Annotated in this window: 20 protein-coding genes and 1 pseudogene; 16 read left to right on the plus strand and 5 right to left on the minus strand. The window is 45.6% G+C overall.

The features are described from left to right. Positions 1 to 11: 11 nt before the first annotated feature. On the plus strand, positions 12 to 1520 hold the full coding sequence (locus ACQRBJ_RS08135; protein ID WP_445303303.1) for a glycoside hydrolase family 10 protein: 1509 nt from the start codon (positions 12 to 14) through the stop codon (positions 1518 to 1520). A gap of 90 nt (positions 1521 to 1610) precedes the next feature. Here the strand turns inward: ACQRBJ_RS08135 and ACQRBJ_RS08140 are convergent, their stop codons facing one another. The 3 genes from ACQRBJ_RS08140 to mltG form a co-directional block, all read right to left on the minus strand. After that, entirely contained in the window at positions 1611 to 2975 is a 1365-nt protein-coding gene (locus tag ACQRBJ_RS08140; protein WP_295416409.1) for a PFL family protein, read from the minus strand. Positions 2976 to 3019: 44 nt separating this feature from the next. Then, positions 3020 to 3292, minus strand: coding sequence for an ACT domain-containing protein (locus ACQRBJ_RS08145; RefSeq protein WP_153124755.1), 273 nt, complete (start codon positions 3290 to 3292; stop codon positions 3020 to 3022). A gap of 161 nt (positions 3293 to 3453) precedes the next feature. Then, on the minus strand, positions 3454 to 4500 hold the full coding sequence (gene mltG, locus ACQRBJ_RS08150; protein ID WP_441932018.1) for an endolytic transglycosylase MltG: 1047 nt from the start codon (positions 4498 to 4500) through the stop codon (positions 3454 to 3456). 686 nt (positions 4501 to 5186) lie between these two features. Between mltG and ACQRBJ_RS08155 the strand changes: the two are divergent. Next, positions 5187 to 5441, plus strand: a pseudogene (locus ACQRBJ_RS08155) (carbohydrate-binding module family 20 domain-containing protein); the annotation flags it as partial. 66 nt (positions 5442 to 5507) lie between these two features. After that, positions 5508 to 6179: an HAD family hydrolase gene (locus ACQRBJ_RS08160; RefSeq protein WP_264951783.1), complete on the plus strand. Its 672-nt coding sequence runs from the start codon at positions 5508 to 5510 to the stop codon at positions 6177 to 6179. Between the two features lie 32 nt (positions 6180 to 6211). Here ACQRBJ_RS08160 and ACQRBJ_RS08165 read toward each other — a convergent pair whose 3' ends face one another. After that, the gene (locus ACQRBJ_RS08165) at positions 6212 to 6919 is read right to left on the minus strand and encodes a LytR/AlgR family response regulator transcription factor (RefSeq protein ID WP_294967546.1); all 708 of its coding nucleotides are present in this window, start codon (positions 6917 to 6919) and stop codon (positions 6212 to 6214) included. Positions 6920 to 7197: 278 nt separating this feature from the next. Between ACQRBJ_RS08165 and ACQRBJ_RS08170 the strand changes: the two genes are divergently transcribed. From ACQRBJ_RS08170 to ACQRBJ_RS08230, 13 genes are all read left to right on the plus strand, one after another. Then, entirely contained in the window at positions 7198 to 8301 is a 1104-nt protein-coding gene (locus tag ACQRBJ_RS08170) for a phosphatidylinositol-4-phosphate 5-kinase (RefSeq protein ID WP_445303314.1), read from the plus strand. Positions 8302 to 8482: 181 nt separating this feature from the next. After that, complete coding sequence (locus ACQRBJ_RS08175; protein WP_217759815.1) at positions 8483 to 8926, plus strand: YhcH/YjgK/YiaL family protein; 444 nt, start codon at positions 8483 to 8485, stop codon at positions 8924 to 8926. A 56-nt stretch (positions 8927 to 8982) separates the two neighbouring features. After that, positions 8983 to 11085, plus strand: a complete 2103-nt coding sequence (locus ACQRBJ_RS08180; RefSeq protein ID WP_294967549.1) for an alpha amylase C-terminal domain-containing protein — start codon at positions 8983 to 8985, stop codon at positions 11083 to 11085. 14 nt (positions 11086 to 11099) lie between these two features. Then, entirely contained in the window at positions 11100 to 12209 is a 1110-nt protein-coding gene (locus tag ACQRBJ_RS08185) for a DUF6057 family protein (protein ID WP_445303304.1), read from the plus strand. Positions 12210 to 12325: 116 nt separating this feature from the next. Then, on the plus strand, positions 12326 to 13546 hold the full coding sequence (locus ACQRBJ_RS08190; RefSeq protein WP_441932022.1) for a tetratricopeptide repeat protein: 1221 nt from the start codon (positions 12326 to 12328) through the stop codon (positions 13544 to 13546). 32 nt (positions 13547 to 13578) lie between these two features. Continuing rightward, the gene (locus ACQRBJ_RS08195; RefSeq protein WP_445303305.1) at positions 13579 to 14898 is read left to right on the plus strand and encodes a DEAD/DEAH box helicase; all 1320 of its coding nucleotides are present in this window, start codon (positions 13579 to 13581) and stop codon (positions 14896 to 14898) included. A gap of 344 nt (positions 14899 to 15242) precedes the next feature. Next, positions 15243 to 16313: a 3-phosphoserine/phosphohydroxythreonine transaminase gene (gene serC, locus ACQRBJ_RS08200; RefSeq protein ID WP_445303306.1), complete on the plus strand. Its 1071-nt coding sequence runs from the start codon at positions 15243 to 15245 to the stop codon at positions 16311 to 16313. Positions 16314 to 16443: 130 nt separating this feature from the next. Continuing rightward, positions 16444 to 17361 carry an NAD(P)-dependent oxidoreductase gene (locus tag ACQRBJ_RS08205; protein WP_118139440.1) on the plus strand — a complete coding sequence of 306 codons (918 nt, stop codon included), beginning with the start codon at positions 16444 to 16446 and terminating at the stop codon, positions 17359 to 17361. A 144-nt stretch (positions 17362 to 17505) separates the two neighbouring features. After that, positions 17506 to 18840 carry a DUF1015 domain-containing protein gene (locus ACQRBJ_RS08210; RefSeq protein ID WP_445303307.1) on the plus strand — a complete coding sequence of 445 codons (1335 nt, stop codon included), beginning with the start codon at positions 17506 to 17508 and terminating at the stop codon, positions 18838 to 18840. Beyond that, entirely contained in the window at positions 18840 to 19427 is a 588-nt protein-coding gene (locus ACQRBJ_RS08215) for an IMPACT family protein (RefSeq protein ID WP_445303308.1), read from the plus strand. The genes ACQRBJ_RS08210 and ACQRBJ_RS08215 overlap by 1 nt, the downstream gene beginning before the upstream one ends. Before the next feature lie 52 nt (positions 19428 to 19479). Next, on the plus strand, positions 19480 to 19728 hold the full coding sequence (locus ACQRBJ_RS08220; RefSeq protein WP_445303309.1) for a hypothetical protein: 249 nt from the start codon (positions 19480 to 19482) through the stop codon (positions 19726 to 19728). A gap of 283 nt (positions 19729 to 20011) precedes the next feature. Next, a complete protein-coding gene (locus ACQRBJ_RS08225) occupies positions 20012 to 20566 on the plus strand; it encodes a hypothetical protein (protein WP_445303310.1) in 555 nt (184 codons plus the stop codon). Between the two features lie 11 nt (positions 20567 to 20577). Beyond that, positions 20578 to 21543 (plus strand): M48 family metalloprotease, encoded by a 966-nt coding sequence (locus ACQRBJ_RS08230; protein WP_445303311.1) that lies wholly within the window; start codon positions 20578 to 20580, stop codon positions 21541 to 21543. Between the two features lie 50 nt (positions 21544 to 21593). On the opposite strand, the gene ACQRBJ_RS08235 is transcribed toward ACQRBJ_RS08230, so the two are convergent. Further along, positions 21594 to 22334 carry a BRO-N domain-containing protein gene (locus tag ACQRBJ_RS08235; protein WP_445303312.1) on the minus strand — a complete coding sequence of 247 codons (741 nt, stop codon included), beginning with the start codon at positions 22332 to 22334 and terminating at the stop codon, positions 21594 to 21596. Positions 22335 to 22657: the final 323 nt, after the last annotated feature.

Consider the following 22657-nt stretch of genomic DNA (forward strand, 5'->3'; position numbering starts at 1 on the left):
AACAATACTACATGAGAAGAGAGAAAATCTTTGGATTGCTGATTCTGGCGATGATGCTGATGTTTCAGACTTCGCTGATGGCACAAAACAAGCGAGAGTTTCGTGGCGCATGGATACAGTGTGTCAACGGACAGTATTTAGGTAAGAGTACGCAGCAGATTCAGGCTATGCTCACCAGACAGCTGGATGAATTGCAGAAGGATGGTGTGAATGCCATCATCTTCCAGGTGCGTGCTGAGTGTGATGCGCTCTATGCCAGTGAGTATGAACCATGGAGCCGTTATCTGACGGGTGTGCAGGGAAAAGCTCCTTCTCCTTACTGGGATCCGCTGCAGTGGATGATTGAGCAGTGCCACAACCGAGGTATGGAACTTCATGCATGGATCAATCCGTTCCGTGCCAAGCACAGTTCTACTCCTTATGCCACTCTCTCACCAAAGAGTGTTGTCAAGCAGCAGCCTGAACTTTGCTTCAAGTATGACAACCTGGTGCTTCTCAATCCGGCTTTGCGAGAGGCTACTGAGTATACTTGCCGTATTGCAGCTGATATTGTAGGAAGATATGATATCGATGGATTCCATATTGATGATTATTTCTATCCTTATCCTGTAGCAGGCAAGCAGATTCCGGATCAGGCGCTCTACAGACAGCATCCTAGAGGATTCCGCAATATCGGTGATTGGCGCCGTGACAATGTAAGCCGATTTGTTCAGGAATTGGGTGAAACCATTCATACCATCAAGCCTTGGGTGAAGTTTGGTGTTTCTCCTTTCGGTATTTATCGCAACAAGCGTACCGATCCTAACGGTTCTGAGACCTACGGCTTGCAGAACTATGATGATCTCTATGCTGATGTGTTGCTCTGGGTGAACAATGGATTTGTTGACTATACCGCGCCTCAGCTGTATTGGGAAATTGGCAACAAGGCGGCAGACTATAAGACGCTCATCACCTGGTGGAACAAGCATGCCGGCAACCGTCCTCTCTATATTGGTGAAGACATTGAGCGTACTGCCAAGCATGCTGATCCTGGAAATCCTCGCAGTCATCAGTTGCCTGCCAAGCACCGTCTGCACCAGCAGATGAGCAATGTGCAGGGTACTGTGTTATGGTATGCTAAGACTGCCGCTGATAATGTGGGCAATATTGGCCATACGCTCCGCAACAATTATTGGAAGTATCCGGCTCTTCCTCCATTGATGCCTTTCCTGGATGATAAGGCTCCTAAGGGAGTGAAGGGAATGAAGTTGCACTGGACTGAATTTGGTCCGCTGCTTGTATGGAAAGCTCCAAAATGGAAAAAGAAGAAATGGGGTGATGAAGCGAATCGTTTTGCTGTCTACCGTTTCGGAATGGGAGAGAAGATAGATCTCCGTAATGTGAAGGCTTTGCAGAAGATAACCTACAATCCTTTCTATAAGGTGAAGTACGAGAAGGGAAAACAGTATGTTTATGTAGTGACAGCTCTTGACAGAGTAGGTAATGAGAGCAAGGGAAAGAAAGTCAAGGTTTCATTCTAGCTTCATTCGGTTAATCCGATGATATGATTAAAAAGCCCCGGAAGTCTGATAATGACTTCCAGGGCTTTTACTATATATAGAAACTAAATGTTAGTTCTTGAAACTGTGGATAGGAGCTGGGATGCGACCTAAACGGTTGATAAATGCCTCGCAGCTGAACTTGTTCACTGGCATGATAGGAGCGTGACCCAGCAAGCCACCGAAGTCTACATTGTCACCAACCTTCATTCCTACAACAGGGATGACGCGGACGGCTGTGGTCTTCTGGTTGACCATACCGATAGCAGCCTCGTCGGCAATGATGCCGGAAACTGTTGTGGCAGGAGTATCTCCCGGAATGGCAATCATATCGAGACCTACAGAACATACGCAGGTCATAGCCTCCAACTTTTCGATGGTCAGTGCACCCGCCTCAACGGCATTGATCATACCCTGGTCTTCACTGACAGGAATGAAAGCACCGCTCAAACCGCCAACGTATGATGACGCCATGATACCGCCCTTCTTTACCTGATCGTTCAGGAGAGCAAGAGCTGCTGTAGTTCCAGGAGCGCCTGCATGCTCAAGACCGATGAGTTCGAGGATATCAGCAACACTGTCACCGATGGCAGGAGTAGGAGCCAGAGAGAGGTCGATGATGCCGAATGGTACGTTGAGACGGCGTGAAGCCTCCTTAGCAACCAACTGACCTACACGGGTAATCTTGAAGGCTGTGCGCTTGATGGTTTCGCAGAGAACCTCGAAGCTTTCGCCCTTCACCTTCTCCAATGCATACTTTACTACACCCGGACCGCTGACACCAACGCTTACTACAGCATCAGCCTCTGAAACACCGTGAAAGGCACCAGCCATGAATGGGTTGTCATCAGGAGCATTGCAGAGAACGACAAGCTTGGCGCAGCCCAAAGAACCCTTTTCCTTGGTAGCTTCAGCCGTATCCTTGATGATTTCTCCCATCAGACGGACAGCATCCATGTTGATTCCGGTCTTAGTAGAACCCACGTTGACAGAGCTGCAGACGAAATCTGTCTGAGCCATTGCCTGTGGGATAGACCGGATAAGGAGTTCATCGCTCTTGCTCATACCCTTGCTTACGATGGCAGAGTAACCACCGAGGAAGTTGACACCGAGTTCCTTGGCACACTTGTCGAGGGTCTTGGCAATCTTCACGTAGTCGTCTGTAGTCTTGCATGCAGAGCCTCCTACCAGAGAGATAGGAGTGATGGAGATACGCTTGTTGACGATAGGCACTCCAAATTCCTTGGAAATATCTTCGCCCGTCTTCACCAGGTTCTTAGCGAGTCGTGTAATCTTATTATGTATATTCTGACAGAGTTCCTCCACATCGGTAGAAGCGCAGTCCAGGAGATTGATACCCATGGTGATGGTGCGCACATCGAAGTTTTCCTGCTCTATCATCTTATTGGTTTCGATAACCTCAGATATATTGATCATACTTTCAAAATTTAGCTATTGATTATAAACTTTTGGATTCTTGCTTAGATTCTGTGCATCATGTTAAAGATTTCCTCGCGCTGGCATTTCACCTGCACGCCGAGTTCCTTACCCACGTTGGCAAGTTCATCAGCAACCTCTTCAAACGATTTTGTCATCTTGCCCATATCTACAATCATCATCATGTTAAAATACTCCTGTACGATAGTCTGAGAGATATCAAGAATGTTGATGCTGTTCTCTGCCAAATAAGTACAAACTTTGGCGATGATACCAACGGTATCCTTTCCCACTACTGTAATAATCGTTCTGTTCATGATTATAGCTTTTTATTGTTATACTTTTGTTCTTAATATGTTTTATGCCACAAAAGTACAACTATTTTGTCAGACTGCCAAATAAAAAAAAGAAAACTTGCAAAATAACAGATATTTTGCAAGTTTTCTCTGCTTGTATTCTAAATAATTGATACTTCTAATTATTTGATACCTCTTTCATTCAATGCCTTTGAATATTTAGCAGCATTCTGCAGGTGCTCCTGATAAGTGCGTGCAAAATTATGGGTGCCGCTGAAATCCTCCTTGGCGCACATGTAGAGATAATCGTGCTTGACGAGGTTGAGAACAGCGTCAATGCCAGCTACTGAAGGGATGCGGATAGGTCCTGGTGGCAATCCCGGATTCACATAGGTATTGTATGGACTCTTGATGCGCAGCAGATTGTTGTAAATGCGCTTCAGGTCGAATCGCTTCCAGGCGTATTTGATGGTTGGATCTGCCTGCAGAGGCATTCCTTCCGGATATTCTGCATTGCGCAGCTTGAAGCGGTTGTAGTACATTCCGGCAATCATCGGCTTCTCGCCGTTGTTGGCAGTTTCTTCGTCCACGATGCTTGCGATGGTGATGACTTCTATCGGAGTCAGCTGCAGAGCCTTTGCCTTCTGCGTACGGTCTTCATTCCAGAACTTCTCGCTTTCCTTCTTCATTCGGTCGAGCAGTTTTTCTACGGATGAGTTCCAGTAGATGTCGTAGGTGTTCGGGATGAACATGCAGGCGATGGTGGTGGTGTCGTAACCATACTTCTCGCAGGTAGCCTCATCGGTCAGCGCCTGGAGAATGGAGGTGCTGTCTATCATCAGCTTCTTGCTGAGTTCTACCGACAGCTTGTCTAGTGTACGTACGGAAGGCAGTGTGAGGTTGATTGGTTCCTGCAGTCCGTTCTTCATGTGTCGCCACACCTTCAGTGCGCCTTCTCCCGGATGGATGGCGTAGCGTCCGGTATGGATATGCTCCGCATATCCGAAGTGATGGGTCAGGGTCTTGAATGCCTGATACGGGAAACTGTTGGCTATCGGTTCCACCTTTTTATATACAGAGTCTATATTGTCGTCTGTGTCAATATAGACATACTGCGTATTGCTGCTCTTCGAGAAAGAGGAGAAGCAGTAGAGGTAACCAACAATGGCAACTATCACGATGCATGCGATGGCACCGTAGAGATAGAGCTTAGAAACTGATTTTTTCATTTTCTTTGTATTCATTTTTGTTTTGCTTCACTTTTTTCTGTTCAATCCTATCATAAACATGATATTGCGTTCTTATCTGCAAAAGTACTGCAAAAATGGGAAATGGCAAAGTATCGTCAATTAAATTAGGTTAAAAAGCCTCTCTCGTTGTCAATTTCTTATGTTTCTCTTTTTCTCTTTCAAAAAAAATATTTACTTTTGCGGTCGACATACGGAATTTCTGTGCGATGGGGATACTGATGGTTTCCAGCACAGTGATTTGTTGAATCAATAAGAATAACTAGGAGAAAGAAAGCATGAAGATAAATTTTTCTTTACCATATAAGGCTCATTGGGGCGAGATGCTATGTGTGAATCTCACCTTTTATTCTTCAAGGGGAGTCAGTCTGGAGGTGAAACTCCTGATGAATACCCAGGATGGTTATCACTGGATGGTGGAAACTTCTACCCGTGAAAACCGCCAGCATCCCTTTGATCTGATTTACTATTATTATACGGTTGTTGATGAAGACGGCAAGGTGCTCCGTACGGAATCGGTTGATTCGCCGAGAGTATACGTATATGATTCTTCCAAGAGTTATATCTTTGACGATTTCTGGCTGGAGGAGAAGTTGGCAGCCCGCATGGCTACAGCTATCGGCAGAACTCCCAAAGTGGATGTGGAATCGTATGAGCGCATGGAATGTATGCCGCTCTTCGGCGAGACAATCATCTTCAAGGTTCATGCTCCCCGTCTGCACGAAGGTGAAGCGATTGCCTTATTGGGCAATCATCCTACGCTGGGCAACTGGAACATCGATCATTTCCTGCAGATGAAGTCTCTGGGCAAGCATGAATGGGTATTGTCGGTCAATGTGGCTCCGATTGATGCTCCGATAGAATTCAAGTACATCATTGTGAATACGGACACCCAGCGATTCAAGCGCTGGGAGTATGGTGGAAACCGTACGCTTGACGAGCGTATCTATCAGGGCGAGGTTCATGTGCTTCATGGCGGTGATTTCCGCATCAAGAAGTTCCCGCCACATGCTCAGTTTGACTTTGAAACATACGTCTTCGACCTTGACGGCACCCTGATTTCTTCTCTTGAAGATCTGGCTTCCAGTTGCAATTATGCCCTGCGGACGAATCAGTTGCCTGAGCGTTCCATTGAAGAAGTGAGAATGATGGTGGGCAACGGTGTGAAGTTGCTGATGGAGCGTGCGATAGGAAAGGAACGGCTGGAGTCGGGCGAGGTGGATTTCGACCGCGTGTTCCAGGACTTCCGAAATCATTATATGGTTCATAATCTGGACGAGACTGCTCCTTATCCTGGAATCATGGACATGCTGAAAGAGCTGAAGGCGCGCGGCAAGAACATCGCCGTGGTCAGCAACAAGTTCTATGCTGCTACGGAGGAACTCTGCCGCCATTTCTTCGGAGACCTTGTAGACGTAGCCATCGGTGAACGGGAGGGCATTGAGAAGAAGCCGGCTCCGGACACCGTGAACGAAGCACTCAGACTGTTGCATGCGGACAGGGAGACAGCCGTATATATCGGTGACAGTGATGTGGACGTGATGACGGCACGCAACAGTCACATGCCTTGCATCAGCGTGCTCTGGGGCTTCCGCGACTGCGATTTCCTGTCAGAGCATGGGGCAACCATCTATGTCAGTGCTCCTGACCAGCTGCTCTGATGATTGTCGGATATTATATAAATTGATGAGCATCATACAGAATGCTCATCAATATAGGTTTTTACAACATCGCTGAAGGTGTCAGAGATAGGAATGCCCAGCGATCCGTATATCAGCTTGCCCCGTTCGATGACGTCGAACTTGGTCATGTTGGCAAGATAGGAACGGTGTATTCTTCTGAATTTCTCTTTCGGAAGTCGTTCTTCCAGATGCTTGAGGTTGCCCAGGGTGGATACGTTCTCCATTCCTTCCAGATGGAAGAGAATGTAATCTTTCAGGCTTTCTACGAAGAGAATCTTATCGAACGGAATGCGTACATATTTATAATCGCTCTTCACGATCAGGAACTTGTCGCGTTTGATAGGATTGTATTTGTCGTCCTGCATGTAGGAGTCGAAAACCTTCTTGCAGGAGTCCATGAAGTCAGGATAGCTGATAGGCTTCAGCAGATAGTCGAAAGCGTGCACCTTGTAGGCTTCGATGGCATACTCCTTGAAGGCTGTAGTGAAGATGATCTTGACGTTCTTAGGTACCACCTTGGCGAATTCCAGTCCACTGATTTGCTGCATGTGGATGGCCAGGAACAGGATGTCGAGATGACAGTGGCGTATGCCGTCTACTGCATCAATGGCAGAAGGGTAGGCGCCGATAAGATTCAGCGTAGGTGTTTCGTCTACGTATTTCTTCAACTGCTCCAGGGCAGTAGGATCTTCATCTATAATTGCACAGTTTAAAATCATAAGCGTTTGTTGTGGTTTAAAATATATTTTTCGGTATAAACGCATTTCTTATTTATATATTGTATTGTGTTTCGATTTTTTTGCGTTAATAATTATTTTTCTTCTTATAAACTTAAATTTGTTTAATCTATTTGGTCATTTGACGAAAAACTTATAACTTTGGGGATTGAAACATGAGATTACTGTATATGAAAAAGAAATATAATAAGAAATCTATAGCAGACAACGTCAATCAGTCATCTTCGGCGTGTAGATTTTTCTGGCAGAACGGAAAGCAGATGCTTCTGGCGTTGGCTCTCTGTCTCAGTCCGTTGTCTACCTTCGCCCAGAAGATTTCGCTGGGTTCCTGCATCACCCGTGACGGTGGTCAGTACAAGGGCGAAATGGTAAGCGGAAAGCCTCAGGGCAAAGGTGCTGCCGTCTATCCGAACGGCGATACTTACGAAGGCGCTTACCAGAAAGGAAAGCGTGAAGGATATGGCGTATATACTTTCTCTGACGGTGAAAAGTATGAAGGTCAGTGGATGCAGGACCAGCAGCATGGCAAGGGTACTTTCTATTTTCAGAATAATAACAAGTATGTAGGACTCTGGTTCAGAGACTTCCAGCACGGTCATGGAGTCATGTATTATTATAATGGTGACAGATACGACGGCGACTGGTATAAGGACAAGCGACAGGGTAGAGGAACCTATACCTATTCCAATGGTGCCCAGTATAAGGGCCAGTGGATGAACGACATGAAGAATGGCAACGGTTTCTTCAATTGGGGTGACGGTACTACCTACGACGGTCAGTGGGTGAACAACCAGCGTTCCGGAAAAGGCGTATTCAAGTATGCTGACGGTGATGTCTACAATGGCGACTGGAAGGATGATATCCAGGACGGCAAGGGAATCTACAAATTCCACAACGGTGATGTCTATGAAGGCGATTATGTTCAGGGCGAACGTACCGGTGAAGGCATTTTCCGTTCGATGAACGGCTCCAAGTATACAGGACAGTTTCTCGACGGTCAGCGTTCCGGTCAGGGTACTTTCGTATGGAAGAACGGAGACATCTATGTTGGTTCCTGGAAGGATGACCTGCAGAACGGAAGGGGCAAGCTGACCAAGAAGAACGGTGATATTTACGAGGGTGAATTCCGCAACGGTCATGTAGAGGGCAATGTGGTGATTCACTATGCCGACGGTCGCCGTTTCAAGGGAAACTACCGCAAGGGCAAGCGCGAAGGAGCCTGCATTGAGGAAGATAAGAACGGCAAGCGTTTCGAGGGCAACTATCGCAACGACATGCGTGACGGCAGATTCGTAGAGAAAGACCGCAATGGTCAGGTTACAGCCAAGGGAACCTACGAAAAAGGCAAGCGTTTCGAAGATTAATCGAATTAAATAGAACTAATAAAGAAGATTAATCGGAAAAATAGGAATAATAAAGAAATAATAAATAGGAATAATATGAATTAATAACGAGATACTGAACAGTGAACATATCATAAAGTTCAATGTTCAATGTTCCGAGTTCAAAGTTCCATGTTCAAATCTCAAAATTCAAAGTAAGACTATGATAGTTGATACATTAGACAATTTGGAGAGATATATTTCTCTCAATCCACTCTTCCCGGAAGTGGTGAAGTTTATTAAGGAGAACGATCTCACTCAGCTTGAGGCAGGTAAGCATCCTATTCAGGGCGCCGACCTTTTTCTGAATATTGCTGAGGCTCAGGGTAAGAACGAGGAGGATGCTGTTATCGAGACTCATCGCAAGATGATCGATATCCAGATTCCACTTGATAATGAGGAAACCTACGGATATACTCCTTTGAAGGACCTTCCAGAGGTAGAGTACAACGAGGCAAAGGATATTACCAAGTATCCTGGCGTGAAGGCGCAGACGCTCGTTACCTGCAAGCCGGGTCAGTTTGCCATCTTCTGGCCAGAGGACGGTCATCAGCCATGTATCGGCAAGGGCGCCATCCACAAGGCTATCTTCAAGATCAAGGCTTAATCTGGGCAAGTTCACAATCGAATACACATAAATATAAATATTTAAATCTATAATCCATGGCAACAGAAAAGAAGACTACAGCTAAGAAGACAACAGCCAAGAAGGCAGCCTGCAAGAAGACTGCCTGCAAGAAAACAACCAAGGCTGCTACTGTTAAACATATAGGACTTGTAAAGAACGATCCTTACCTGGCAGACTACGAGGATGCTATCCGTGGCCGCCACGACCACGTGCTCTGGAAGATGGGCCAGCTTACCAACAACGGCAAGACCACCCTGAGCGATTTTGCCAATGGCTTCGAATACTTCGGCCTTCACAAGACAGAGAAGGGATGGGTGTTCCGTGAGTGGGCGCCTAACGCTACAGATATCTATCTCATCGGCGATTTCAACGACTGGAAGGAGACAGAGAAGTATCGTGCCAAGAGACAGAAGAACTCAGGCAACTGGGAGCTGAAGCTTCCTGAGAAGGCATTGAAGCACGGTGACCTCTATAAGATGAAGGTGCACTGGGAAGGTGGCGAAGGCGAGCGAATCCCTGCATGGGCTCAGCGCGTAGTACAGGATGAGCAGACCAAGATTTTCTCTGCGCAGGTTTGGAATCCAGAGCCTTACAAGTGGAAGAAGAAGACTTTCAAGGCTAAGACCACTCCGCTCTTGATTTATGAGTGCCATATCGGTATGAGCCAGGATGCAGAGAAGGTTGGAACCTATACTGAGTTCAAGGAGAATGTATTGCCTCGCATCATCGAGGACGGTTACAACTGCATCCAGATCATGGCTATCCAGGAACATCCATATTATGGTTCTTTCGGTTATCATGTGAGCAGCTTCTTTGCAGCCAGCAGCCGTTTCGGTACTCCAGAAGAGTTGAAGGATCTCATTGATACTGCCCATCAGAACGGTATTGCCGTCATCATGGACATCGTCCACTCTCATGCAGTGAAGAACGAGTTGGAAGGCCTTGGTAATCTTGCCGGCGATCCTAACCAGTATTTCTATCCTGGCGACCGTCATGAGCATCCTGCCTGGGACAGCCTCTGCTTCGACTACGGCAAGAACGAGGTAATCCACTTCCTGCTGAGCAACTGCAAGTACTGGCTTACAGAGTTCCATTTCGACGGCTTCCGCTTCGATGGTGTAACTTCTATGCTGTATTACAGCCATGGATTGGGTGAGGCATTCTGCAACTACGGCGATTACTTCAACGGTCATGAGGACGATAACGCCATCTGTTATCTTACCCTTGCCAACAGTCTGATTCATGAGGTGAACAAGAATGCGATTACTATTGCCGAGGAGGTGAGCGGAATGCCAGGACTGGCAGCCAAGTTTGAAGACGGCGGCTATGGCTTCGACTACCGCATGGCGATGAACATTCCTGACTACTGGATCAAGACCATCAAGGAATTGAAGGATGAAGACTGGAAGCCATCCAGCATCTTCTGGGAAATCAAGAACCGCCGTGCCGACGAGAAGACCATCTCTTACTGCGAGAGTCATGACCAGGCACTGGTAGGCGACAAGACCATCATCTTCCGTCTCATTGATGCTGATATGTACTGGCATTTCAAGAAGGGAGATGAGAACTATGTTGCCCACCGCGGTATTGCCCTTCACAAGATGATCCGTCTGGCTACAGCATCCACCATCAATGGCGGTTACCTGAACTTCATGGGTAATGAGTTCGGTCATCCGGAATGGATTGACTTCCCTCGCGAGGGTAATGGCTGGAGCTATAAGTATGCCCGTCGCCAGTGGAACCTGGTAGACAATAAGGAATTGTGCTACCACTACTTAGGTGATTTCGATAAAGCAATGCTCAAGACGATTACGAGCGAAAAGAATTTTAACAAGACACCAGTTGTAGAGATTTGGCACAATGATGGAGATCAGGTTCTAGCCTACATGCGAGGCGACTTGCTCTTCGTGTTCAACTTCTCGCCAACCCGTTCGTTTACCGATTACGGTTTCCTGGTTCCTACAGGCGCCTACAGCGTAGTGCTTGATACGGACAACAAGGCATTCGGCGGCAACGGCTTGAATGATGATGAGCTGACCCATCTCACGACTTACGATCCACTTTACGTGAACGACCGCAAGGAGTGGCTGAAGCTCTATCTGCCAGCCCGTACAGCATTGGTGCTGAAGAAAAATTAATGTAGATAAATTTTATGGGAAATAAAAAGAATAGCACAGCGAAGATGCACTTCGCTTGTGCTATTGTCTTTATCATTTTTGTTTATTGCTACCTGGCTTTTTACCAGGCAGATGTATTAGCCGTTGCCCAGCATGTGCTGAGTGATGGTAAAACCGACTATAGCTATACAGTCGCCCCGCTGCTGATTACGTTGGTACTTTATGTCTTGCAGTTGGGCGTCTATGCGTTAACTCAGGTAAAGCGCCGCTTTCATGCTCTTACGTATTTTCCTTCCTTCCTGATTCTCACCATCATCACCGACATTCCTACGGATGTGGATATTCATCATTCCCTCGGTGCCTGGTGGATTGTGGCTCCCTTGTGCCTTCTGGCTTTCGGCGGAGCGGTATGGGTCATCAGGCAACTGGAACCTTTGGAGCAGGAGCCTCATAGCAGCGGCTGGCTTTCCAAGTATATGTGGATCAACCTCTTCCAGATGGTGGTGATGATTGTCGTGATGAGCTTTGTGGCAAGCAACGACCGTCTGTTCCATGAACGTATGAAGATGGAGCGGTTGATGAAGCAGAAGAATTATGCTGAGGCGCTGAAGGTGGGCAGAAAGTCCTTGCAGACCGATTCCTCGCTGACCATGCTGCGCATAGCTTGTCTGCATCATACGGGTGAACTTGCTGACAAGCTGTTTTCCTATCCGCTGGTTGGTGGCAGCAAGGCAATGTTGCCCGACAGCGTTACCGTGAAGTCATTGATGTGGAAATCTCACCGCTGGATGCAGGAGCCTACCGATTCGATGAAGATGCAGCATCTGGTTTATCGCAAGCCGGACGATTACAAGCTCTGTGCGCTGCTGCTCGACAAGAAGCTGGATCAGTTTGTCGTGGCTCTGTGCAAGCATTATGATTTGAAGACCGCCAAGCTCCCTACCCATTACAAGGAGGCTCTGACGCTCTACATCCATCGTCGCAGCAAGCCTGTCATCGAGTATCACGACAATGTGGTTGATACTGATTTCCAGGACTATCAGCAGATGGAACACAAGTATACGAACAGGCAGGAAATGCAGACTGCCATCCGTGACACCTACGGCAACACGTACTGGTATTATTTCGACTACTGCAGTAAGTAAGGAGAATATCTCTGAGAGATAAAATAATATCTCTGTAAGATAAAAAAATATCTCTGAGAGATAAAATCATATTGCAGTAAGAGATTGCGATTTTATTATATTAAAGAGATTAGAAAATGACAAGATTGAAATACATATGGATGTTTACAATAGTCTTTTTCTTCGGGCTTCCATCTGTGATGCAGGCTCAGAAGAAGGAGATTGCGGCTGCCCGTGATCAGGTCAAGGAGGGCAAGGACCTGAACAAGGCACAGGCTAGCATGGAGAAACTCTTGAAGGATTCGGCTAACCTGGGCAACAAGAAGATTTGGGTTACGCTCTTTGATGCTGTCAGAAAGCAGTATGAACAGGGCAATGAAAAGCTCTATCTCAAGCAGAAGTATGATACTGCCCAGCTTTTCAATCTTGGCAGGCAGATGTTTCTCATTGCCCAGGGGCTGGACTCGGTAGAGATGGTTCCTAACCGGAAGGGCAAGGTGGATATTGAGTATCGCAAGGCGCATGCTGAATATCTCAAGCGCATCCGTCCCAATATCTACAACGGTGGAGTCTGGTTTCTGCAGAAGAAGAAATATCCGGAGGCTTATCAGTTCTTCGACCTCTACATCGACTGTGCCAACAAGCCGCTCTTCAAGGGCAATGATTTCCAGAGCAAGAATCCACCGCTCCATACTGCTGCCTACTGGGCTGTGTATTCCGGCTATAAGATGAAGAACAGCAAGGCTACCCTGCATCATTCCTACGAAGCGTTGAAGGATACGGTTCACTACAACTATATGTTGCAGTATCTGGCTGAGACCTACAAGCTGGATAAGGATACTGCCCGCTATGTGGCTACGCTGAAGGAAGGCTTCTCACGCGCTCCGAAGTTCCCGTTCTTCTTCCCGCGTCTGGTGGAATACTATTCGGACAGGAACCAGCTCGATTCTGCAATGGATGTGGTCAATCAGGCGCTGGCTGTAGATTCGGTGAATGATATTTATCTCTTCACCAAGAGCACCCTGCTGCTCAATCTCTGCCAATACAAGGATTGCATCAAGGTGTGCGACCGGATCATTGCGCAGAACGATACTATGCCGGGAACCTATCTGAATGCTGGATTGGCTTACTTCAACATGGCTGTGGAGCAGGACAAGAACCTGAAACAGTCCAACAAGCAGCGTTTGCAGATTCAGAGCGATTACAAGAAGGCTCTGCCGTATCTGGAGAAATACAGAAAGATGATGCCCGACAAGAAGGACCAGTGGGCCTTGCCGCTTTATACCATCTATCTGAACCTGAACATGGGTAAGGAATTTGATGAGATTGACAAGCTGCTGAACCAGGGCAGAAAATAGGGATTAGAAAATTGATAATGAAGAAAATAAATATGATAGATAGAATATTGAATAAACTGGGAATCTCGCTGAACGAGATGCAGCAGGAGGCTTTTCAGTCTATTGCACATGGCAATAAGGATGTGGTTGTTCTTTCGCCTACGGGCAGTGGAAAGACGCTGGCTTATCTCTTGCCGCTTTCCCAGCTGGTGGATGCGGGCGATGATGAGCCGCAGGCAATCGTGGTTACTCCCGGCCGTGAGCTGGCTTTGCAGTCGTCTACCGTATTGAAGGATATGAGTTCGGGGCTTCGTGCCATGGCTTGCTACGGCGGTCGTGCTGCTATGGATGAGCATCGGGTGCTGAAGCAGGTTCGTCCGCAGATTATCTTCGGAACTCCAGGTAGACTGAACGACCATCTCAGCAAGGGCAACTTCTCGCCTTATCATATCAAGTATCTCGTCATCGACGAGTTTGACAAGTGTCTGGAGATGGGTTTCCAGGACGAGATGAGCCGCCTCATCCAGTTTTTGCCAGGCTTGCGCCGCCACTTCCTGCTTTCTGCTACCGAGGCAGAGGAGATTCCTCGCTTCGTCCACATGGGCAGGGTAGAGAAGATAGATTATCGCATGGACGAGGAGCAGGTGCCTGAGCGAGTACATATATATAAGGTGGAAAGTCCGGTGAAGGATAAGCTGGAGAGTCTGGGTCGATTGCTTCGCAGTCTGGGCGAAACCAGCACCATCGTTTTCCTGAACTACCGTGACAGCGTGGAGCGCACCAACACCTATCTGGTTGAGCAGGGTTTCTCCACTTCATTCTTCCATGGCGGATTGGAGCAGAAGGAGCGTGAAGCTTCCCTTTACCGATTCAGCAATGGCAGCGCTAATATTCTGGTGAGCACCGACCTGGCTTCCCGTGGTCTTGATATTCCTGATATTGACAACATCATCCATTACCACATTCCTGAGAGCGAGGACGGCTACATCCATCGTGTGGGTCGTACTGCCCGTTGGGAAGCGCAGGGTAGAGCCTTTTTCCTGCTGGGTCCTGAGGAGCATATTCCTGAATATGTGGATGCAGAGGTTGAGGATTACGAGATTCCTGCCGTTGAGGAGTTGCCGGCACCAGCCAAGCCAAAGATGGCTACCTTATATATAGGTAAGGGAAAGAAGGACAAGATCAGCAAGGGCGATATTCTCGGCTTCCTCTGCAAGAAGGGAGGTCTGAATTCTTCTGAAATCGGAAAGATTGATGTCAACGACCGGTACGCCTATGCAGCCATCGCCCGTCCTAAGCTGAAGAGCGTGCTCAACAATGTGAAGGGCGAAAAGATTAAAGGTGTCAAGACGATTGTCGAAGAAGTGAGATGAAACTTCAGGTTTTGGATAAAAAAACTGCAAAGTGAGTTAAATTTATAGCTAGTAAAAGCCTCATCTTGGAATCTGTTTCCAGATGAGGCTTTTTAGGTTATAAATTGTAATTTAGGGCATAAATATGCAGATAATATGTTAAAACTGGTGACAAAAAGAAAGATTTATGCCCAAAATGCTAAAAATGTGCAGAAAAATTTGGTAGTTTGAAATAAAAAATGTAATTTCGCAGTCGTAAGTCCTATCATAAGGTTTACAGCTAAGCCTATATGGGTGGATTGCGCATGTATGTCTCCTGCTAACAGGAGGGTTATACGATTAATTACTTAAATAATTATATAAAGATGAAGAAGTACAATTTTAACGCAGGTCCATCAATGCTTCCACGCGAAGTGATTGAGAACACAGCAAAGCAGATTTTGGATTTTAATGGTTCAGGTCTTTCATTGATGGAAATCAGCCACCGTGCTAAGGATTTCCAGCCAGTTGTTGACGAGGCTGTCTCCCTTTTCAAGGAGCTTCTTGACATTCCTGAGGGTTACTCCGTAATCTTCCTTGGTGGTGGTGCGTCATTGCAGTTTATGCAGATTCCTGCTAACTTCCTCATCAAGAAGGCTGCCTACATTAATTCTGGTACTTGGGCCAAGAAAGCAATGAAAGAGGCGAAGCATTTTGGTGAGGTCGTGGAGATCGCATCATCGTCCGACGCCAACTACACTTTCTATCCTCAGGTTCCTAACAATGTGCCAGCCGATTGTGATTACTTGCATTTGACAAGCAACAATACTATATATGGTACTGAACTCCGTGTAGATCCAGACGTGAACGTTCCATTGATTTCTGATATGTCTTCAGACATCATGAGCCGTCCTGTAGATGTTTCCAAGTACACCGCTATCTATGCAGGTGCTCAGAAGAATCTCTCTATGGCTGGTGTTACCGTCATCGTCGTGAAGGATGAGATGCTCGGCAAGGCTCCTCGCGAGATTCCTACCATGCTCGATTATCGCACTCACGTAGAGAAGGGCAGTATGTTCAATACTCCTCCTGTAGTTCCTATCTACACCTTGATGGAGAATCTCCGCTGGTTGAAGGCTAACGGTGGTGTTGAGGCTGCTGATAAGCGTGCTCACGAGCGTGCTGAGGTTCTCTATACAGAGATTGACCGCAACAAGCTCTTCAAGGGTACTGTAGAAGAGGCTTCCCGTTCATTGATGAACATCTGTTTCGTAATGAACGATGAGTACAAGGAGTTGGAGAAACCATTCCTCGATTTCGCTACAGAGCGTGGTATGGTTGGTATCAAGGGTCACCGTTCAGTAGGTGGTTTCCGTGCCAGCTGCTACAATGCACAGACCATGGAGGGTATTCAGGCACTCGTCAAGGCAATGCAGGAATTTGAAGCTAAGTATTAACATTGAACTTTGAACATTGAACTTTATGATTACTCCAAAGATTATATATCTATGTGTAATCTGGAAATATTGAAAAAGCAAATCATAAAGTTCAAAGTTCAAAGCTCAAAGTTCCAAGTAAAATCGCAAAATGAAAGTATTAGTTGCAACAGAAAAGCCATTCGCAGCAGCTGCTGTCGAGGGCATTAAGAAAGAAATAGAGGGAGCAGGCAACGAATTGGTGCTGCTCGAAAAATATACAGAGAAGGCTCAGCTTCTCGATGCTGTGAAGGATGTGGATGCGATGATTATCCGTTCTGACAAGGCTGATGCCGAGGTGCTCGACGCAGCCAAGAACCTGAAGATCATTGTTCGTGCTGGTGCCGGTTATGATAATATCGACCTGGCTGCTGCTACTGCTCACAACGTGGTGGCTGAGAATACTCCTGGTCAGAACTCCAACGCCGTTGCCGAGTTGGTTTTCGGTCTGCTGGTTTTCACCGTTCGTAATTTCTACAACGGCAAGGCAGGCTCTGAGTTGAAGGGCAAGAAGTTGGGTATCCTGGCTTTCGGTAACGTGGGTCGCAACGTGGCTCGCATCGCCAAGGGCTTCGGTATGGAGGTAGCTGCCTACGATGCATTCTGCCCAGCTGATGTCATTGAGGCTGCCGGTGTTCACGCCGTGAAGTCTCAGGATGAGTTGTTCCAGACTTGCGACATCGTTTCTCTTCATATCCCTGCTACTCCAGAGACCATCAAGAGCATCGATTACAAGACCGTGAACCAGTTGCCAAAGGGTGGTATCCTTATCAACACTGCCCGCAAGGAAGTAATCAATGAGCCAGAGCTCCTGAAGCTTCTCGCTGAGCGTGAGGACTTGAAGTTCATTACCGACATCAAGCCAGATGCTGATGCAGACTTCGCCAAGTTCGAGGGTCGCTACTTCTCAACACCTAAGAAGATGGGTGCTCAGACTGCCGAGGCTAACATCAATGCCGGTATTGCTGCCGCCAAGCAGATCAATGCGTTCTTTGCAGATGGCTGCACAAAATATCAAGTAAACAAATAATTTTAGGATATAAGAGAGCTCATAAAGGGTGCTTTGTATAAGTACTCTTTATGGGCTTTTTGTCTTTTAATTATGGGATTCCTTGTAATCTTAGCGTTATATTACTTTAGAAACATTCAAATATTAATTATAAAATAAAACATTATGGCAATAATAAAACCTTTTAAGGGAGTAAGACCTCCTAAAAGTATTGTTGAGCAAGTTGAGTCTCGTCCATACGATGTCCTCGATTCAGAGGAAGCTCGTGCCGAGGCTGGCGATAACGAGAAAAGCCTTTATCATATTATTAAACCTGAAATCAACTTCGAACCAGGTACATCAGAGTATGATCCTCGCGTCTATGAAAGTGCTGCAGAGAACTTCAGGAAGTTCCAGGAGAACGGCTGGTTGAAGCAGGATGATAAAGAACAGTATTATATCTATGCACAGACCATGAATGGCAAGACTCAGTATGGTCTTGTTGTGGGTGCATACGTTAATGATTATATGACGGGTGTCATCAAGAAGCATGAGCTCACCCGCCGTGATAAGGAAGAGGACCGCATGAAGCACGTTCGTGTCTGCAATGCCAACATCGAACCTGTCTTCTTCGCTTACCCTGATAATTCCGTACTCAATGAGATTCTGATGCGCTATGCTGCTACAGAACCTGAGTATGATTTCATCGCTCCGATTGATGGCTTCCGCCACCAGTTCTGGATTGTCAGCGATGATAAGGACATTGAGACCATCACCGCAGAATTTGCCAAGATGCCTAGTCTCTATATAGCTGACGGTCATCACCGTTCGGCAGCCGCTGCTTTGGTAGGCGCAGAGAAGGCTAACCAGAATCCTAACCATACTGGTAAGGAGGAATACAACTATTTCATGGCTGTCTGCTTCCAGGCTAGCCAGTTGACCATCCTCGACTACAACCGAGTAGTGAAGGACCTGAATGGCTTGACATCAGAGCAGTTCCTCGACGCATTGACCAAGAACTTCGAGGTGATAGAGATTGATGCGATTAATGTGAACGTATCTGGCGATGAGGAGGGAATCCCTTGCTACGAGAAGTTTGCCATTGATGCAGCTATCGAGCAGTTCGGTTTGGATATTCTGAAGCCAGCCGCTCTCCATTCCTTCCTTCTTTATCTGGACGGCAAATGGTACGGTCTGTTTGCCAAGCCGGGAACATACGATGATGAGGACCCAATCGGTGTGCTCGATGTAGACATTTCTTCCCGTCTGATTCTTGATGAGATTCTGGGAATCAAGGACTTGCGTTCAGACAAGCGCATTGACTTTGTGGGTGGACTTCGTGGTCTCGGAGAGTTGAAGCGTCGTGTAGATAGTGGTGAGATGAAGATGGCATTAGCCTTGCATCCAGTCACCATGCAGCAGATTATGGACATTGCAGACAGTGGCAAGATTATGCCTCCTAAGGCTACCTGGTTTGAGCCTAAGTTGCGTAGCGGATTGATTATTCACAAGTTGGATTAATGATTGACGAATTTAAGACCATATCAGATACTGTAGGCGAGGGATATTACACCGAGAAAAGGAGTAAGTTTCTCGCCTTTGCTCACCACGTGACGACCGTTGACGAGGTGAAGGAGATTGTTGCCGGGTACCGTAAGAAATATTACGATGCCCGACATTGTTGTTATGCCTATATGCTGGGTCCGGAGCGCACCGAGTTTCGTGCCAATGATGATGGTGAACCATCTTCTACGGCTGGCAAGCCTATCCTTGGACAAATCACGAAGGCGGAATTGACGGATATTCTTATTGTCGTCATCCGCTATTTCGGAGGTGTGAAGTTGGGTACCAGCGGACTCATCATGGCTTATCGTGAAGCAGCAATAGATGCTTTGGCGCATTGTGAGGAAGTGACGCAGCAGGTAGAGGAAATCGTTACCTACGATTTCACCTATCCGATGATGAATGATGTGATGAGGATTGTCAAGGAGATGAATCCCCGTATTGTGGATCAGACTTTCGACAATACCTGTACCATCAAATTATCCATCCGGAAAAGCGAGGCGGAGCAGCTCCGCACCCGCCTAAAGAAACTTTCCTTCGAATAATTTCGGGAAAAAGAATCGCAGATTTTTCGCATGTTGGCGTCACACGCCCTGGTTGAAGCCTGTCGCCCTGAACCGACTTGCGGCTGGTTATGTCGTGAATGATAAGTTGAAGAGTAGCACACCTATCGGTTATGACATTTTAGGGCAGATGGCGCAATTAGTACCTGCCTCTGATTTCCTGGGACACTATTCGCCAAGCAGCAACATTAAGGAACTTGGAGAGAATGCTGTACTTGCGGCAACTCCGACAACCATTTCTCCAGCCCTGGAACTTGCCTTCAATCGAGATTGGACTGGCTGATCATTCTATCGTGATTATGACTATCTTGATAAGGCTCCAGTATAATATCTGGAAAGCTGCTGACAGTTATATATCGAAGAAGAAACGGCAATTAAACTGACATCTAACAACCCGGAAGTAATCAAGTCGATTAATGAAGACATCGATTGAAAGATGCAGGAGGCGGTGAATGACTTGGATAAGTTAAATTAGAATTCGTATAAACTACAAAGAAAAGTGGCGGTAGGTGATACAACCTATCGCTATTTTTTGTACTTTTGTATGAGATTAAAACGTGAACAATATGAAGAAAATTTTACTATTATTATTGCTATTTTTAGCACCAGGATTAGCATTTGCCCAATACGACTCTTTGGAAGCAGACTCTGTCGCAGGGGAGCTAGATTATACGACTAGCATTTGTGGGGTCGATTTTGGAACTGATTTTGAAACTGCAAAGACTATTCTTGAAAATAAATTCGGAAGGGAATCTGCATACGCAGAAAATTACGAATTAAGATTTCGAAACAAATCTTATGCAGGCGTATTCTTTGATGAATTAATATTTGGCTTTCAGAGTGATAGTAATAATACTTATTTCAACAAGTGTGTCCTTTGTATAGATGCAATGAATGCAGAAGATGCTAAAAAGAAAAGAGACTACTTGCATAAAGTTTTGAGTGACAAATACTTTATGATCGCACGAATAGACGATAATAAATTCAAATTTTACAATGGTGGAACATCACCATTAAATGATGAAGAATGGGGATTTTTAATAGATGTTTACCATGAAGGTAGATTTTGGTGTGCCAGATTATTTTATGGTCCATTTAATTATATAAAAGAGGAATTTTAATATTTTATGATATGAAACAATTGGTGAAAAGAGTGTTATTAATAATTGTTGTTATTGCTACATTCACATTAACATGTCATGCACAAAGCTTCTGGGATATAGGATTAGATTGTGAGGAATATATTAGGCAATACGATGTGCCATCAGAGCTTCAAAACCTACCCAAAAATAAAGTTGCTGAATTTTGGTGGAAGAGACATTGGTATGACAAACGTATTGATAAGGCATTAACAGCAAAGTCTAAAGCTGCAAAAAATGCAATAAATGAATATACCATCTCTTGCAATTACATAACTCAAAATATAAAGCCCAGCAAATATTGTGATGAAAATTATAAAGGTCTTATTAATAAGCTAAATGATATTTTTGACTTTCACAGAATAGATGTGCATTTGGAAGTTCACGTCATGCCCGATAACGAATTTAATGCCTCAACTTATCCTACAGGTTTTATTGCAATAAATACAGGTCTCATTGAAAAACTTGACACTATGGAAATTGTGGCAGTATTAGCGCACGAAATACAACATTTCATAGGTAAACATTCTTTGAATCGAATATACGCAATCAGGAAAAAAGAAAGAAATAACAAGGTCTGGGCAGAAATTGGTGGAGCCGTTGCTGCTACAGCATACGCTTATGCGGGTGCAGTTAACAGTCAATACACTTCAACACCAAATAACCAATATGCGAAAAATATAATCCTTGCCAGTGGAGCTTTTGATAGTGACGCCTATCTAGCTACAAGCAGATACAAAATGAGATATTCTAGAGAGCAAGAGATTGAGGCAGACATAGCAGCCTATCGCTTCATGCAATTTATTGGAGCCGACCCTAAAATCTGGATAGGCGTGCTTGATAAAATTGCGGCAATGGAAGGATATAAAAAGACTTCTAAAAAGAACGATCATCCTTCTGCGGTATTCAGAAAGAAGATTTTGTTGGCTATAGAAAAATATGATAAAAAGAAGAAATAGATAAGGCGGGTGCTCTGGTTAATTTTTTAGCCGTCACCCACCTTATTATATTATATAGCCTTCAACAACTCTTCAAACTTATCATCATACCATCGTGGCTGAGTCTCGCTCTGATTCTTTGGAGATACTTGATTCTCTCCATAGGACTTGCCCTTCTCTGTAATCACCTTGAACTTGTGAATCTTTGTGGTTCCCTGTCGGGTCTCTTCTTTCAAGAAACCGAGCTTAACCATCTGCTGGTTGAACTTCAATGCTGACATCTTGGAACCAAAGCGCTTCAAAAGTTCGGATGCCGAATGCATCACGCCTTTGCTGGCTACGTAGTCGGGAGAAGGCAAGCCGAGAGGTTCTGCTACCTTCTGCATCAATGCAAGCGTTGATGAATCGCTGAGGTTAAGGATTCGCTTGCAGCCTTCCACCCATATCATACCTGCCTCTACTCTATCCTTGATTACATTCGTAACAGAGTAGCATCCTGTGCGACGGATAGACTTTAGAATTTCTTTCACTCCCTTCTTGTACTGCTTAGCCTGTGGCTTGCGGCTCTGCATCAAGACTTCGTAAAGACCATCCTCGGTGAGGAACCAGGCGTTCTGATTTCCTTCAGGGGTACAAACAATGCTTGTAACCTTCTTTTCATCATCTACGTTACGCATCATCATAGAAACATCAGAATGCTCAATCCATGCGGCAACATCTTTTGCCAAGAACAAAGGGGTTTCTGCGTTACCATACACGTCAATCTCCTTACCAAGGAAAGTTGACTTACTAATCAAAGTGATTTCTTTCATAATAATATATTTTAAAATTCTACTTCAAATGTAAGGGCATAAGAAATGCCCCATCCGCTAATGTGAGAGGTGCAGACAGGGCATTGTATATTGTATGATGAAATCCATTGATTCTGTGTCTGTTTGTGCCTCTCTCCTCACGAACTTACGAGTGCAAAGATAGCACGATTTTTCGAAATAAGCATAATTTAAAAAGTTAAGAAATTCGTACAACGTAAACTTGTCAACAACCGTTCAACGACAGTTCTACGCATTATCTCTGAAATCCCCTTTGTTTATCGGTACTTCACACCATTTAACAGTTTCCGAAAGGAGAAGTTTTA

Source organism: Prevotella sp. SGI.167 (assembly GCF_050313615.1).
In the GTDB taxonomy this organism is placed as follows: Bacteria; Bacteroidota; Bacteroidia; order Bacteroidales; family Bacteroidaceae; genus Prevotella.

Excerpts from the sequence above, each read along its gene's own strand:
- ACQRBJ_RS08230 (WP_445303311.1), top strand. The coding sequence starts at position 20,578 with ATGAAACAATTGGTGAAAAGAGTGTTATTAATAATTGTTGTTATTGCT.
- ACQRBJ_RS08235 (WP_445303312.1), bottom strand. The coding sequence starts at position 22,334 with ATGAAAGAAATCACTTTGATTAGTAAGTCAACTTTCCTTGGTAAGGAG.
- ACQRBJ_RS08165 (WP_294967546.1), bottom strand. The coding sequence starts at position 6,919 with ATGATTTTAAACTGTGCAATTATAGATGAAGATCCTACTGCCCTGGAG.
- ACQRBJ_RS08190 (WP_441932022.1), top strand. The coding sequence starts at position 12,326 with ATGACAAGATTGAAATACATATGGATGTTTACAATAGTCTTTTTCTTC.
- ACQRBJ_RS08195 (WP_445303305.1), top strand. The coding sequence starts at position 13,579 with ATGATAGATAGAATATTGAATAAACTGGGAATCTCGCTGAACGAGATG.
- ACQRBJ_RS08145 (WP_153124755.1), bottom strand. The coding sequence starts at position 3,292 with ATGAACAGAACGATTATTACAGTAGTGGGAAAGGATACCGTTGGTATC.
- ACQRBJ_RS08135 (WP_445303303.1), top strand. The coding sequence starts at position 12 with ATGAGAAGAGAGAAAATCTTTGGATTGCTGATTCTGGCGATGATGCTG.
- ACQRBJ_RS08180 (WP_294967549.1), top strand. The coding sequence starts at position 8,983 with ATGGCAACAGAAAAGAAGACTACAGCTAAGAAGACAACAGCCAAGAAG.
- ACQRBJ_RS08210 (WP_445303307.1), top strand. The coding sequence starts at position 17,506 with ATGGCAATAATAAAACCTTTTAAGGGAGTAAGACCTCCTAAAAGTATT.
- ACQRBJ_RS08175 (WP_217759815.1), top strand. The coding sequence starts at position 8,483 with ATGATAGTTGATACATTAGACAATTTGGAGAGATATATTTCTCTCAAT.
- ACQRBJ_RS08170 (WP_445303314.1), top strand. The coding sequence starts at position 7,198 with ATGCTTCTGGCGTTGGCTCTCTGTCTCAGTCCGTTGTCTACCTTCGCC.
- mltG (WP_441932018.1), bottom strand. The coding sequence starts at position 4,500 with ATGAAAAAATCAGTTTCTAAGCTCTATCTCTACGGTGCCATCGCATGC.
- ACQRBJ_RS08185 (WP_445303304.1), top strand. The coding sequence starts at position 11,100 with ATGGGAAATAAAAAGAATAGCACAGCGAAGATGCACTTCGCTTGTGCT.
- ACQRBJ_RS08205 (WP_118139440.1), top strand. The coding sequence starts at position 16,444 with ATGAAAGTATTAGTTGCAACAGAAAAGCCATTCGCAGCAGCTGCTGTC.
- serC (WP_445303306.1), top strand. The coding sequence starts at position 15,243 with ATGAAGAAGTACAATTTTAACGCAGGTCCATCAATGCTTCCACGCGAA.
- ACQRBJ_RS08225 (WP_445303310.1), top strand. The coding sequence starts at position 20,012 with ATGAAGAAAATTTTACTATTATTATTGCTATTTTTAGCACCAGGATTA.
- ACQRBJ_RS08140 (WP_295416409.1), bottom strand. The coding sequence starts at position 2,975 with ATGATCAATATATCTGAGGTTATCGAAACCAATAAGATGATAGAGCAG.
- ACQRBJ_RS08215 (WP_445303308.1), top strand. The coding sequence starts at position 18,840 with ATGATTGACGAATTTAAGACCATATCAGATACTGTAGGCGAGGGATAT.